Raw genomic sequence first — 13,835 nt, 5'->3', positions numbered from 1 at the left:
GCCTATAAATAGGATGCCAGAACATTTGCTACCTTTGCTAGAAACCAATCCCAGCTATTTATTTTGTCAAAATCTTTATCAGTTAAGCGTTTAGAATCATGAAAATCCTCTTGTAGTCGTTTCCATACCTCAGCTACAACTGCTTTATCATATATAAAACAGTCCGACTCTGTATTTATGTAAAAACTACGATTATCAAAATTAGCTGTTCCTACATCAACACTTATATCATCAATTATTGTCACCTTTCCATGAAAAAAACCATTCCGGTATTGATAGACTTCCGCACCGGCATCCAGCATCTTTTTTAAATGCGGATAAGCAGCTTGTTTTAGTAACAGAGCGTCACTTTTAAAAGGAACAAGAATCTTTACCGTCACACCACGCCGCAATGCTTCTTGTAAACCATCCATCATTTCCTTACTTGGTACAAAATACGGCGTTGCAATGATTAATGATTTTTTAACCCCTTTTAATAATGCACCGTATTCCTGCCATAACCCTTTCCCATCTGAAAATACATATTGATACTTTGCATTTCCTTGCTGAGATGGTCCTTTGTACAAAGAAAGTTTTTCACCAGTATCCGCATACCAATCTTCTGCAAATTTCTGTTCCATATCAGTCGCTCCATCTCCTTCAATACGCAACTGATAATCACGCCATTTCCCAAATTTAGGATCCTTACCGAGATACTCCTTTCCAATGTTAAAACCACCAATGTAAGATATCTTTCCATCTATCACCGCAATACGCCGGTGGTTACGTTGATGCAATGAATAAAACAAATTCTTTAATTTAGGCTTTTTACTAAAAGTAAACTTAACACCCTTTTCTTTTAACTGCTGAATCACTTGTTTCTTCATTTTATAGCCACCTATACGGTCTACTGATAATTTCACATCCACACCGCTCGATGCTTTCTTCTCTAATAATTGTAAAAAATTACGACTCACTTCATCTTTACCAACAATATAAAAATGAATATAGACATACTTTTCTGAACGATTTATATCATCAAACAAATTTTGATACAAATCCGTTCCATTTGTATATAATTGGAAATCCCCGTATCGAATTTGTGATATTTCAAGCCCACTAGTCATTTTCTTCCCCATCTCTAAATCGATGTTCATCCATATGAATATCCCTATGATCCATAACAAAATGGATACACATTTTTTCATGGATAAAACCCTTTCTTCAAAAACAGTTATTCCTATATCTTTCCTTTTTTTCACGTTAACATACAAGAAAAATCTATATTTTCGTGATATATGTCCCTGTCAAACAAGAGTGAATTTGCATATTGTATGTTGTATCTTAAAATAAAAGGAGGAAATAACAATGGGCTTCGCACATGGAAATGGATTCGCGTTACTTGTCGTACTATTTATCCTCTTAATTATCGTCGGTGCTGCTTGCTTTTGCTAGTTAGTCACCCGAAAGAGCGATATGCAGATGAAAAAACTATAAAAGCGGACACCTAAATTTAGGTGTCCGCTTTTCATTTCAAATTACTTATAAAGTTAATAACGTTGCAATTTTCTTACTTTCTGCTTTTCGAATATGACGTTGTTGCGCACGTAAAACAGCAATTTCATGTAGTTTTTTTTCTCCCTCTGTTTCGGGAATTACATGCGGAACAGGAACTGGATTATTTTCTTTCCCAAGTGCTACAAATGTAACAAAAGATGTTGCTGCAATTCGTTTTTCACCAGAAATTAAATCTTCCGCTACTACCTTTACAAACACTTCCATCGACGTTCTCCCTGTCCAAATGACAAACGATTCATAGCTCACACAATCAGTTGAACGAACTGGATGTAAAAAATCTACCCAGTCCATTGATGCCGTTACACATTCCATTCGTGAATGTCTCGTTGCTGAGATAGATGCAATCATATCCATTTCAGCTAATATTTTACCTCCAAATAATGTGTTATGATCATTTAAATCTGTTGGAAAGACACGACTTGTTTTAAAAACTCTTGATTCATTAACTGTTTTCCCATTTGTTTCTTCCATTTCCTTCACCTCTTTAATTCATTCATAAACCTTTCATAACATGAAAACGAAATAAATACTCCCTAAATTCTCCTAGTCCCATGCATCCTATATATTAATTAATATGAAAACATTGGAACTACCCTATGCTTTTTTGTTCATCTTGTATATAAAAATTACACTAGGTGAACTATATATTAGCAATTTTCATAAATTTATGTCTATAAAAAAGAACCGATTATAATCAATCGGCTCCTCTAAATACATATTGTTCTTTCGGCTGTTCAACTTTATTCCATTTTGTTACTTCCAAAACAGGAATATTTGCATGGAATGGTTGATAAAATTCAGTTGAAATTTCACCTTCCACTTCAATCCAATCATCATTCTTCCACTCTACTCCATCTGGCTTTTTCACTAACATCCCGTATACACCTGAATCGGCTACACAATGAATAATACCAAAGCGGAATAAGAAATATTGTTCTTTCTTTGAAGAATCATCGCGGAAAACAAATCCTTTAAACGAAAGTGTCTTACCTGTAAATTCACCAGGATAATTATAAATTGTTTCCATACCTTTTAAGAAGTCTTCATCCTTCAAGGCAATATTATCTTTAGTGACGTATTCTTTTTTTCCTTTTTCCATCACACCACGATACCCTTCTTTTCCATAGTAAATACTCGTATCGGGTCTTAAAAACTGCCTTGTAATAAATGGATCTGTACTCTCTGCTTGCGCAACAGGGAAATGAAATCCTTTCGCTTTAACAATATCTGAATCTAACGTCGCAATTGGAAAGAATAGTCCTGAAATAATAGGGAAACAAAATAATGTATACGCAAAAGTTCGTTTCCACCATGTGTTTTCATCTTTTGAATGATCATGTCCACAATGACTATGATCACAACCACAACTGTGCTGATCTTTTTCCTTTTTGTGTTCCTTTTGGAAAACAACAATGATTTGAATAAGTGTTAAAAACCCTAAAATAATTGCAGCTGTTTTTGATAAATATGCGTACTTCATATTTATATACTTTGTTATATTACCTGAAATATGAAGCTGCGCAATTAAGATTGTAAATCCGAGTAAAATATATGCTCGAAACATAACCTACCACCCCATCGCATAAATGAGTAGTGAGCTTGCATAAACCACAAGTGTAACTGTAGCTATCACAACAATTACAAATTTTGTTTTAAATGTCGCAAGCATCATAAACATATTTTTAATATCCACCATCGGTCCATAAACGAGGAACGCGACAAGTGATGCTGTTGAAAATGTACTTTGGAACGAAGATGCAATAAAAGCATCCGCTTCTGAACATAGTGATAAAATATACGCAAGTCCCATCATAACAGCTGATGAAGAGAACGGTCCTTGCCCTATAGAAAGTAGTGTTGAAGTTTGTACAAATGTTTGAACTGCAGCAGCAATTAATGCTCCCATTACTAAGTATTTCCCCATTGAGAAAAACTCTTCAACCGCATGTGTACATACGTCCCACATCTTTTTACGCAAAGGACGCTTATGATCCACCTCTGGGAAATGTTCATCACGTAGTTGATGATCTTTAAACATAAACGATAATATAAGTCCAACGATAATAGCTACAATAATGGCTACAATGGAACGATACCACACCATATGCATACTACTTCCAAACGCAACATATGTTGCAAATAATACAACCGGATTAATAATTGGCCCCGTTAACATAAATGCAATTCCAGCATACGGCGGAACACCTTTCCCAATTAAACGTCTTACAATTGGAACGATTCCACATTCACACCCTGGAAACATCATGCCAAGAAAAGTAGCTAATAATACAGACAGAAATCGATTTTTGGGCATCCATTTTGCCACCATATCTTCTGTCACAAACATTTGAATGAATCCTGAAATAAATACACCAATTAGCACAAATGGTAGTGCTTCAATTAAAATTGAGATAAAAATCGTATTCATTTGCAGGAATGCCTTCGGTAACTGAAACAATTCCATGATGTATTTCCTCCATCTTTTCATTAACAATATGTAATTTTAACCTCAATTTATTATTTGAACAAGCCCTTTTCAAATCTACAAATCATGGAAATAAGTTTTTCATCAATACACATATTGTATATAAGAAACGTTTTATTACGACAAAAAAGCTGCTCTAGCGCAGTTTGGTAACTATGCTAGAACAGCTTTCATATGATTTAAAAATAACGTTTCTTCCAAAAAATAAAGGCCATTACGCAAGATAATATTGCGGATATAATCATAGCCATTAAAAAACCATGCGGATTTTCACTTAAAGGAACTGGAACATTCATTCCAAAAAAACTGGAAACCATTGTTGGCACTGATAATATGATTGTCATAGAAGTTAAAAACTTCATAACACTGTTTAAATTATTAGAAATAACCGAACTAAACGTATTCATCATACCACTTAAAATATTACTATATATTTCAGCCATTTCAATGGCCTGTTTATTTTCAATTAATACATCTTCTAGTAAATCTTGATCATCTTCATACATTTTAATAAACGTATTATTGCGCATTAACTTTTGAATAACAATTTTGTTTGCTTTTAAAGATGTTGTAAAATACACTAAACTCTTTTCAAGACCTAATAATGTAAAGATTTCTTTATTTTTCATCGACTTATTTAACTCGTGCTCTAGGTCGATTGTTTTTCGGTTAATTTGTTTTAAGTATCGTAAATAATAAGTAGAAATCGTATATAAGAGCTGCAATGCAAAACGAGTCTTTTTAAAAGTATAAAATTCTTTAATACGCTGATTAATAAATCGCTCGAAAATCGGATTTTCTTCTAAACAGATTGTAACGAAACATTCCGGCATTACAATCATACCAATTGGAATCGTGTCGTATATTGAATTTCCTTCTTCATCATGCCTTACTGTTGGAATATCAACGATAATTAATGCATTGTCATCTTCTTTTTCAATCCGAGATCGTTCTTCATCATCCAAAGGGTCTTTAATAAAATCCAATTCTACATTCAATGTTTGCACTAGAAATTGAATTTCTTCCTCTGTTGGATGGAGTACATTAATCCAACAACCTTTTTGAATTTCCTCTATTTCTTGTAGTTTTCCGTTTCGGTCTGTTAAATAAATATTTAACATACTATCACCCCGATTCTTTTTACATGTGGGAATCTACCTCACTTAAACAACAGTTTTTGAACCGCTATTTTCAGCATATGAAACAAACGTTTAAATTTCAATAGAAAATTATTTTGAAAACGCTTTTCTTCATAATTTCTTTCAAAATAGAAAAAGACAGAGATTGCTCTGTCTTTTCAAAAGCTCATGTTGCCTTTATAACATATTTAGACAGCATCCACAAGTTAAATGAAACTGAAACTGTGTAGCCTGCATATGTTGAGATAATAAAACTGGTGTAGTCAAAGTACGGCAATAATATAATATTTAGTACAATCTTTATTATAATTCCTAAGGTTAAACCTAGAACTGTTTTTTTTTGCTGATCAATCCCTTGTAACATCGCAGCAGTAACTGTAAACAATGAAAATAATATACACGCTGGTGCATAGTACCGTAAAATAACACTTCCTAAACTTGGATCATTTCCTACTCCAAATAAAAGAGTGTATATAGGTTGGGCTAATATAATCATTCCAATTGCTGCGGGAATTGTAATCCCTACAACAAGTAAATTCGTTTTCGTGAAATGCTTATATAATAATTGTTCATTTCCAGCTGTATAAGCTTTCGTCATTTCAGGAACGAGAGACATACTAAAAGCTGTTGCAACGGATACAGGAATAAGTACAACCATTTGGACAAGCCCAATTATTGCATTTATTTTTTCTGCTTCACCTTGTACGTAACCTATCTCTATTAAAAGTTTATTGATTGTAAATGTATCAATTGTTTGATACAACGGAATCGCTAACCCAACAGCAACAAATGGAATTGAATACGTAAATAGCTCTTTGTATAAAGCAAAAAAGGACTTCGTTGTCTGTGGGATACTGGCAATCTCTTTCCGTTTTAAATATTTCCGCCTTCTCATATAAAACCCTATCAAAACAGTCAATCCTGCCGCTGCCCCCATAAATGCACCAAAAGTTGAAACTCCAACCGCTAACGAAACAGACGCTTTCAAAATATGCAAAACAACAAAGCTTCCTATTAAGATTGTTAAGACACGAAAAAACTGTTCCACAACTACACTAGATGCTGACGGTCCCATAGATTGAAATCCTTGAAAAAAGCCGCGCAATAAACTCATTACTGGTACAATCAATAATGCAAAACTAACAATTCGAATATTATACGTCACAGCAGTCATACTATTACCAGTTTGATCACTTCCATCGATCACTAGCTTTGCAAGATATGGAGCTAACATATAAAGAACTAGAAATGAAACAATTCCCATAAAAACCATAAAAAACAGTCCACTTTTTAGCACCCGTTTTACTGTATGATAATCATTTAACTCATCGTATTTTGAAACCATTTTAGAAACAGCAAGTGGCAATCCCATCGTTGCAATGCTCAGCATAATTGTATATGGCCGATATGCATATGTATATAATATGTATCCACTAGTACCAACCATCGCTGTAAATGGGATAACATATATAAATCCAAGCATTTTAGATATCATCGTTGCCATCGTTAAAAATAATGTTCCACGTAAAAACGGTGATCCTTTCATTTCATTCCCCCGCTACGCTTTATTACTACACATTATGGACAACTTCTTTATTTTAGAACTGAAACGTATAAAAAAAGCCAATGAAATCATTGGCTTTAACGAACTGTTTTTCTTTTTTTCAATACCTTTAAACCGAAATAAAGAGCAATAAAGAGCACTGCCCCAATAATTATGTAATGCGTATAATCAGCTGCATATTCTTTAATATGCCGCCAATTCCCACCTAGTTTTTCTCCTAAATAAATAAAGAGAATTGACCATGGAATAATCGCAACTACTGTATATAGTGTAAAAAGTTTTAAAGGCATTTTCGCTAATCCTGCTGGTATTGAAATCGCATGGCGTACAATTGGGATGAAACGAGCAGAGAAGATTACCCCCGCACCATAACGTTTAAACCAACTTTCGGCTACATCTAAATGATGCTTGTTAATCAATAAATATTTACCATATTTTTCAACTACCGGACGCCCTCCGTAATATCCTAACCAGTATAAAAAGATTTGTGCTAATGTACCGCCAATTGTACCGGCGATTACTGCCCCAATAAAACTTATTTTATCTTGCGCAACTAAAAAACCAGCATAAGAAAGGACAATCTCACTCGGAATAATTTCAATCATTAGCCCTAAAGCAACTCCAAAGTATCCTAAACTTGCGAAAAATTGCAATAACTGCTCTATTAAATTTGCTAACATTTGCTTTTCTATCTCCTTTTCTGCTTACATACCTTCTTATTATCCCACAAAGATTTATGCATGCCAATATATTCCTCATTCTTTACCCAAAATATGTACAATTCATTATAAATATACCAGGCACGAATAGAAAGAAAAAGAGATTTATACGCTGTGAATGATCCCTGGACTATGACCTGCATGTGCTTGAGGAAGGGGACTTCTGTTGGAGTACTGTTAAACTATCTTTATTCTTATCTTTACATATTTTCTTAATCAAGTAAGGAGCTTTTATTCCTATCTTTCATACAGGCAAACATCTCTCTAATTTGCCACTCTGTATTTCTAGCAGTCGATAACTCTGGGATTTCTTTTTCACCAAAAAAGGTCACTTCTTCTGTTTCAATACTTGTTTGTTTTTCGCCCCCAACAATTTCACAACCAATAAATATTTTATATACATGCATTGCTGATGGTGATGGATAATGTTTTTCTTTATCAAATACTGCTAATAATCGAAAATGATCAACTTTATAACCCGTTTCCTCCCACACTTCTTTTGCTGCCACTTCTGTTGGCGTATAGCCAACATCTGCCCAGCCACCTGGAAGAGCCCATTTCCCGTCACTTTTTTCTTTCACAAATAATAATTTTCCATCCTGATACACGACAGCCCGAATATCTACTTTTGGTGTTTGATAACCCATTTCATTGGCAAATAATCTCTCTACCACTTCCCAATCTGTCTTCGTATAATGAGACATCATCGTAACTGAAAGATCACGTAATTGTTGAAAACGTTCCATATCATACACATCTTTTGAATACATTAAACCAGCCTGAGCAATGGCTTGTATTTGTTTTACCCAATCGATCCATTTCACTTCCATATTCTCACCATCCTCAAAATATACGGTTTTAACTTTTGTTTACAGCACCTAAACAAATCGTAACTTATTCACATGAAATTTAAAAGGGAATCAATTGTTTTCATAAAGATCTAAGCATTCATACTTTTTATCTAAAAGGAAAGATTAAATCTATTATAAATGAAAAAGAGATTGACTAGGTATCAATCTCTTTTTCATTTATAATAGTTCATGTAAATACTTGTGTACATATTGACTCCTATTATTTATATATCGAAAGATAATATCTGGTTCTTGATCAAAAATATCTACTTTCTCTTTCATATAGGGATCCTGAATCAAGTAAGGACGAATTGCTTCACACATTCTCTCTACTTTCGGTTTTATAAACGAAACTGTAAATTTCTCTTCCAAAATTTCTTCAAGAATGCTACGGTATTGCTTTCGAAATACCGGTATATCGAGAATTCTAGCACTCAACGTATTATATCCTTGAATTCGGATATACTCATGGTTTAGCCGCCTTCCTTCTACATCACGGCCCCATGTCGCATCATAATCCCACGGTATCACTTCAAATAAATTCGTTTCATCATTATGATACAGTGCATAGTTATGAACAAATCCGTCAAAGTTTTGAGTCAAAATAACACCTGCTAGCCACCGCAAATATTTGTCAACATCAAGGTAATTTATAATTTCTTTTTCATATTTTTCTCGTGATAGTACATTTGCCTGATAAACGAATTCACTAAGCTGTTCTTCACTATGTTCATTCGCACATTTAAACTCATAGCCTGCAGATAGGTTTGTTTTAACATCTTGATCACGCTCACTTATTAAAGAAAAATTCGCATCATCATCAATCGCATAATAAATTGACCCACTCGGTAATTTACGGCTTTTCAAAAAGTTTTCATCAACAGATTCTAATTGTAAATATACACCTTGAATTTGACCATTAATCTTGATAAAAACATGCTGGGATTTTGGCGAAAGTACACCAATATCACTAAAAAAGTCAAGCGATAATTTATTTCTTATAAGTGATGGATCCTTAAACTCAGAATTCAAATGAAACTCTTTTACCCCTTGAAATTGTTTCGGCTTATAGAACATAACATGATATGATTTTTTATCAAATTCTCGAATATGTGCTCCCCGGTATACAATGTCAATATCATACTTTCTTTTCCCATATGTTAATTTAGCAGGCACTGGACTATCAGACCAAATGTCCTTCTTTAATTCAACAAGATACATCGGATGAATAAAAAAATCATAAGAAGGCAACATTCTTCCCCCATCCCTTCTTTTTTTCTCCATTTAATGTATGCTTATTACTTTGTCCATGTCCATATATCCGCTATATGCCTATTTCTATTAAAATCTAAACTCCTGCCTCATGCAGAAGAGATTCTCTCTTCATATCCTGATTAATGTAAAAGGAATACCTGTTCATTTTATTTAGAGATAAGGGGGATTTCTATGAAACGCGATATTCAAAAAGCTGTTGAAGAAATCAAAAGTGCAGGGATGGAAGAGTTTTTACATCAAGATCCAAGTACTTTTGATTGTGACGATGATCATTTTTCTGGCCACAAATGTACAACAGGCCGTAAGCATACGACATGTCGTAAACACACAAAATGCCGTAAGCATACAACATGTCGTAAACACACAACATGTCGTAAACGCACAACAGGCCGTAAACGCACAACATGCCGTAAACGCACAACATGCCGTAAACACACAACATGCCGTAAACACACAACATGCCGTAAACGCACAACATGCCGTAAACGCACAACATGCCGTAAACGCATAACATGGCGTAAACACACAACATGCCGTAAACACACAACATGGCGTAAACACACAACATGGCGTAAACACACAACATGGCGTAAACACATAACATGTCGTAAACGCACAACAGGCCGTAAACCTACAACAGGCCGTAAACCTACAACAGGCTGTAAAAAAAGAAAAAAATGCGATCACTTCTGGTTTAGAAAACGTAATTGCTAATTCTTTATCCCTTATTGTTAACAGTAAACGTAAAAAGATCGCTCTATTGCGGTCTTTTTATACTTGCTGAAAATGACTTATATCGGCAAACTGTTTAACACTAGCCTCTTTTCCTTCAAATTCAATGATACTTAAGCTCGCACTATGCATAAATGGATCATCCCACACTCTTTCAACAGAAAGACCAGTAAAATGTCCCACAAGTAATTTTGCAGCTGCTGCATGAGATACGATTAAAATACTTTCCCCTTTATGTTTTTCTAAAAGAAGGTTTACTCCTTCTATCACCCGACTATGCACATCATAGAAATTTTCGCCTGATGTTGAACAAAAACGATGTGGCTCATTCCAAAACGTATGTACTTCCTCTGGGTACTGCGCTTCCAAATCCACAAGCATTTGCCCTTCCCAGATCCCCATATTAATCTCATAAAAGTTCTCATCAGCTATAATTGGAATATTCCGCTCTCCTTTTATTAACTCTGCCGTATGCATTGTTCTCCCGCTTGGACTACTATATATCGCATGAAGTGGTATATCCTTTATATGATCCCCTAACTGCTTTGCCTGTAATATCCCTTTTTCGGTTAAATTAGAATTTTTTCTCCCTTGCATACGCTTTGCCACATTCCACTCTGTTTCTCCATGACGTGTTACATATAAAGTCGTTTTCATTCGTTTTCTTCCCCCTCATCAAATTGGTCGTAATTCCCATGGTTCCAATGTTCCTAAAATACAATCGCTTTGCTTACTCTGAATTCCTGCTATAACTCCATCAGTAATCTCTTCATGAGTCAACCACCTTGAATGTTCACCTTGTAAAATAAACCCTAATAAAATTCTATGATAATTACAGAAAGCACTTCCTATTTTTTGACGTTCCAATCGAGATGCACTACTCCCTAATATATGAAACAAACTATAGGATTTAGAATGTAATTCAATTTCTTCACAAATTACTTGAAGCGCCTTTTTAGCAGTTGTATGTACCCAAGCTACGACTAATGTGATAGGTCCATTTTGTTTAATCGTGTCTTTAATAGATTGTTTCAAAGCATCGCTATCATGGTAATCAAGAGAAATACATGTAATATTTCTTGAAGCATTACATGTATTTTTTACATCTTCTAACCTATTCCTATCTCGTCCAATAACAGAAACATAAAACCCTTGATTACAAAGCCAAACGGACACTTTCTTCAGCATCCCTGTCCCTCCAATAACGAGAGCATGCATGCTCTTCCCATCCCCCTTTATTTCATCAATAAAATTTCATATGTGGTTTTGCTTCCTTATAATACTTTAAGCGATCCTGCAGTGTACCTGAATGAAACTCAAACTTATGTCCATCTGGATCAATAAAATAAATAGACTGACAATCTCTTACATCACGTTCTCTTCCTTGTAAAATATGAACTTTATTCTCCTCTAATCGCTTTAATAGTCGATCAAAATCCTCTTGTTTAACAGAAAATGCAAGATGTGTATATGACTGATGAATTTCATTTCGTGCAATATCTGCTTCTTCATTGAGTGCCACCCACACTCCACATATATCAAAATATGCGAGTTTTCTTCCTTTTACTATTAACTTTCCCTCTAATACTGTTTCATAAAATTGAATAGATCTTTCTAAATCTGAAACCGAAAAACAAAGATGATTAAAGCCATTTATCAACATAAGTCCTCCTTACAAAAAAAGAGATGAGCAAAAATTCGCACATCTCTTATTATACTATTTTTTTGTAATATACGCCCATTTATAACTAAAATCGCCGCCGAATGTATGATTTGCAATTCCTTTTACATATGTTTTTTCTAAATATGCTGTACTTTGCTGATAAGTAGGTGAAATCGCTGTATCTTCTCCAATTAAGATTTTTTCAGCTTCTGCAAGTGCTTTCCAGCGCGCTGCATCATCTTTTAACAACTCACCTTTCGATTTAGCAACTAGGTCATCATATTTCGGATTTGAATACGCCATTTCATTAAATGTACTTCCTGTAATAAACATATCAATATACGTCATTGGATCTGGATAATCTGGGCCCCATGCTGATAGTGAAAACTCATATTGTAATTTCTTCTCTAAATCTAATTTCTGTTTATACGGTTGTTGTTTCAAATTCACTTTAATTCCAGGTAAATTTTTCTCAAGCTCTTCTTTAATAAAGTCGCCAACTTTTTTCCGGCTACCATTATCATCGTTTAGTAATTCTACCGTAATTGTATCTTGACCCAGTTCTTTTTTCGCTTCTTCCCATAACTTTTTCGCTTTTTCCGCATTGTCTTTACTATCACGGAAGTTTTTATTTACAGTACGAAAATCTTTTCCATCCGGACCTGTTGTGAATTTTTCTGGTACTAAGAAATATGCTGGTAATGAGCCATCATTTAAAATGACATTTGCAATACCTTTTTTATCATAAGCTAAATCAATTGCTTCACGCACTTTTTGATTTTTAAATGTTGCATTTTGTTGATTAAAACGTAAGAAATACATACGCGGATCTAGTTTCGTTTTGAATTCATCTGGCTTATTCTTTTTATATTTATCAACAAACTCTGAAGTTAAAATTACGCGGTCCGCTTGATCATTATCATATAGGTTCACACCTGTGCTCGTTTCTTTTACGACACCGACATTAATTTCTTCTAGTTTTACAGTATCTTTATCCCAATAATTTGGATTTTTCTTTAATTGATAGCTTTGCTCATGCTTCCATTCACTTAACGTAAATGGTCCATTGTATAAAATTTTATCAGCTTCTAATGCATACTTATCACCTTGTTTTTTTACAAACTTCTCATTTAAAGGGAAGAATGTTGGAAATGATGTAAGATCAAGAAAATATGGAGTTGGTTGTTCTAGTTCTACCACTAGTGTCTTATCATCCTTTGCTTTTACACCTAGCTGATCAAGTGGTAGTTCCCCCTTATTAACTTTTTGAGCATTTTTTACATCAAATAAAATGAATGCGTATTCAGCTGCTGTTGCTTTATCAAGCGCACGTTGCCAGCCATATACAAAATCTTGTGCACGAACTGGCTCACCATTCGACCACTTTGCATCTCGTAATTCAAAAGTATATGTTTTCTTATCTTCACTAATCTTCACATCTTTTGCCATACCTGGAGTTCGCTTGTTATCTTTATCTAATCGATATAAACCCTCCATTGCATTTACAAATACTCGAAATGATACGGAATCTGTTGATTTTGATGTATCCATCGAAGGAATTTCTGCTGTTTCTAGTAAGTTTAGCACTTGTTTATCGGCCATCCCCTTACCTGTTTCTTTCTTCGTTGTCGATGCTTTCTCCCCATTCCCGCAACCTGCAACGAACATACTTGTTGATAATGCAAGTGCAGCAAGCGTTGAAACTTTTTTCTTCATTATTCCTTCCCCCAATCTGTATGTATACAATAAAGCATGTATAATATTATTATACAAAAAATTCTGATTATTTTAAATATTTTTCTTTCCTAAAATAAAAAAAGAAATGAATGTAAAAGCTGCTCCATCTGCTT

At 34.3% G+C, this 13,835-nt stretch carries 15 protein-coding genes; 2 read left to right on the top strand and 13 right to left on the bottom strand.

Annotated features, from left to right (window positions below; genetic code table 11):
- Positions 1-2: 2 nt before the first annotated feature.
- Positions 3-1,187: a cardiolipin synthase gene (gene cls / locus ORL93_RS16845; RefSeq protein WP_097795590.1), complete on the bottom strand. Its 1,185-nt coding sequence runs from the start codon at positions 1,185-1,187 to the stop codon at positions 3-5.
- A 160-nt stretch (positions 1,188-1,347) separates the two neighbouring features.
- Here cls and ORL93_RS16840 point away from each other — a divergent pair, with 160 nt between their 5' ends.
- The gene (locus ORL93_RS16840) at positions 1,348-1,434 is read left to right on the top strand and encodes a YjcZ family sporulation protein (RefSeq protein ID WP_000505094.1); all 87 of its coding nucleotides are present in this window, start codon (positions 1,348-1,350) and stop codon (positions 1,432-1,434) included.
- 87 nt (positions 1,435-1,521) lie between these two features.
- Here ORL93_RS16840 and ORL93_RS16835 read toward each other — a convergent pair whose 3' ends face one another.
- From ORL93_RS16835 to cotH, 8 genes are all read right to left on the bottom strand, one after another.
- The gene (locus tag ORL93_RS16835) at positions 1,522-2,028 is read right to left on the bottom strand and encodes an acyl-CoA thioesterase (RefSeq protein ID WP_018781325.1); all 507 of its coding nucleotides are present in this window, start codon (positions 2,026-2,028) and stop codon (positions 1,522-1,524) included.
- Between the two features lie 223 nt (positions 2,029-2,251).
- On the bottom strand, positions 2,252-3,121 hold the full coding sequence (locus ORL93_RS16830) for a TIGR03943 family putative permease subunit (protein WP_003206931.1): 870 nt from the start codon (positions 3,119-3,121) through the stop codon (positions 2,252-2,254).
- A gap of 3 nt (positions 3,122-3,124) precedes the next feature.
- Positions 3,125-4,021, bottom strand: a complete 897-nt coding sequence (locus tag ORL93_RS16825) for a permease (protein ID WP_003197125.1) — start codon at positions 4,019-4,021, stop codon at positions 3,125-3,127.
- A gap of 200 nt (positions 4,022-4,221) precedes the next feature.
- Positions 4,222-5,163, bottom strand: coding sequence for a magnesium transporter CorA family protein (locus ORL93_RS16820; RefSeq protein ID WP_003197123.1), 942 nt, complete (start codon positions 5,161-5,163; stop codon positions 4,222-4,224).
- Positions 5,164-5,347: 184 nt separating this feature from the next.
- Positions 5,348-6,727, bottom strand: coding sequence for a putative polysaccharide biosynthesis protein (locus tag ORL93_RS16815; protein ID WP_199666189.1), 1,380 nt, complete (start codon positions 6,725-6,727; stop codon positions 5,348-5,350).
- Positions 6,728-6,822: 95 nt separating this feature from the next.
- Complete coding sequence (gene uptA / locus ORL93_RS16810) at positions 6,823-7,425, bottom strand: undecaprenyl phosphate transporter UptA (RefSeq protein ID WP_003197119.1); 603 nt, start codon at positions 7,423-7,425, stop codon at positions 6,823-6,825.
- Between the two features lie 251 nt (positions 7,426-7,676).
- Complete coding sequence (locus tag ORL93_RS16805) at positions 7,677-8,294, bottom strand: NUDIX hydrolase (protein ID WP_097795588.1); 618 nt, start codon at positions 8,292-8,294, stop codon at positions 7,677-7,679.
- 198 nt (positions 8,295-8,492) lie between these two features.
- Positions 8,493-9,569, bottom strand: a complete 1,077-nt coding sequence (gene cotH / locus ORL93_RS16800; protein ID WP_097794662.1) for a spore coat protein CotH — start codon at positions 9,567-9,569, stop codon at positions 8,493-8,495.
- Positions 9,570-9,761: 192 nt separating this feature from the next.
- Here cotH and ORL93_RS16795 point away from each other — a divergent pair, with 192 nt between their 5' ends.
- Complete coding sequence (locus ORL93_RS16795) at positions 9,762-10,304, top strand: CotG/ExsB N-terminal domain-containing protein (protein ID WP_265959280.1); 543 nt, start codon at positions 9,762-9,764, stop codon at positions 10,302-10,304.
- Positions 10,305-10,361: 57 nt separating this feature from the next.
- Here ORL93_RS16795 and ORL93_RS16790 read toward each other — a convergent pair whose 3' ends face one another.
- The 4 genes from ORL93_RS16790 to ORL93_RS16775 are packed head-to-tail and all read right to left on the bottom strand — an operon-like array spanning position 10,362 to position 13,701.
- Positions 10,362-10,979, bottom strand: a complete 618-nt coding sequence (locus ORL93_RS16790; protein ID WP_003197111.1) for a phosphoserine phosphatase 1 — start codon at positions 10,977-10,979, stop codon at positions 10,362-10,364.
- An 18-nt stretch (positions 10,980-10,997) separates the two neighbouring features.
- Positions 10,998-11,540, bottom strand: coding sequence for a short-chain dehydrogenase (locus ORL93_RS16785; RefSeq protein ID WP_265959279.1), 543 nt, complete (start codon positions 11,538-11,540; stop codon positions 10,998-11,000).
- A 25-nt stretch (positions 11,541-11,565) separates the two neighbouring features.
- Positions 11,566-11,982 (bottom strand): FosB/FosD family fosfomycin resistance bacillithiol transferase, encoded by a 417-nt coding sequence (fosB, locus tag ORL93_RS16780; protein ID WP_097794659.1) that lies wholly within the window; start codon positions 11,980-11,982, stop codon positions 11,566-11,568.
- A gap of 57 nt (positions 11,983-12,039) precedes the next feature.
- On the bottom strand, positions 12,040-13,701 hold the full coding sequence (locus ORL93_RS16775; RefSeq protein WP_097794658.1) for a peptide ABC transporter substrate-binding protein: 1,662 nt from the start codon (positions 13,699-13,701) through the stop codon (positions 12,040-12,042).
- Between the last annotated feature and the right edge of the window lie 134 nt (positions 13,702-13,835).

The organism is Bacillus sp. DHT2 (genome assembly GCF_026241455.1).
GTDB lineage: Bacteria > Bacillota > Bacilli > Bacillales > Bacillaceae_G > Bacillus_A > Bacillus_A pseudomycoides.
The sequence above is the reverse complement of the archived record's forward strand: the minus strand, read 5'-3'. Positions and strand labels throughout refer to the sequence as shown.

Bases quoted from the DNA above. Each gene is read 5' to 3' on its own strand.
- cls (WP_097795590.1), bottom strand. From the start codon at position 1,187: ATGAAAAAATGTGTATCCATTTTGTTATGGATCATAGGGATATTCATA.
- ORL93_RS16840 (WP_000505094.1), top strand. From the start codon at position 1,348: ATGGGCTTCGCACATGGAAATGGATTCGCGTTACTTGTCGTACTATTT.
- ORL93_RS16835 (WP_018781325.1), bottom strand. From the start codon at position 2,028: ATGGAAGAAACAAATGGGAAAACAGTTAATGAATCAAGAGTTTTTAAA.
- ORL93_RS16830 (WP_003206931.1), bottom strand. From the start codon at position 3,121: ATGTTTCGAGCATATATTTTACTCGGATTTACAATCTTAATTGCGCAG.
- ORL93_RS16825 (WP_003197125.1), bottom strand. From the start codon at position 4,021: ATGGAATTGTTTCAGTTACCGAAGGCATTCCTGCAAATGAATACGATT.
- ORL93_RS16820 (WP_003197123.1), bottom strand. From the start codon at position 5,163: ATGTTAAATATTTATTTAACAGACCGAAACGGAAAACTACAAGAAATA.
- ORL93_RS16815 (WP_199666189.1), bottom strand. From the start codon at position 6,727: ATGAAAGGATCACCGTTTTTACGTGGAACATTATTTTTAACGATGGCA.
- uptA (WP_003197119.1), bottom strand. From the start codon at position 7,425: ATGTTAGCAAATTTAATAGAGCAGTTATTGCAATTTTTCGCAAGTTTA.
- ORL93_RS16805 (WP_097795588.1), bottom strand. From the start codon at position 8,294: ATGGAAGTGAAATGGATCGATTGGGTAAAACAAATACAAGCCATTGCT.
- cotH (WP_097794662.1), bottom strand. From the start codon at position 9,569: ATGTTGCCTTCTTATGATTTTTTTATTCATCCGATGTATCTTGTTGAA.
- ORL93_RS16795 (WP_265959280.1), top strand. From the start codon at position 9,762: ATGAAACGCGATATTCAAAAAGCTGTTGAAGAAATCAAAAGTGCAGGG.
- ORL93_RS16790 (WP_003197111.1), bottom strand. From the start codon at position 10,979: ATGAAAACGACTTTATATGTAACACGTCATGGAGAAACAGAGTGGAAT.
- ORL93_RS16785 (WP_265959279.1), bottom strand. From the start codon at position 11,540: ATGCATGCTCTCGTTATTGGAGGGACAGGGATGCTGAAGAAAGTGTCC.
- ORL93_RS16775 (WP_097794658.1), bottom strand. From the start codon at position 13,701: ATGAAGAAAAAAGTTTCAACGCTTGCTGCACTTGCATTATCAACAAGT.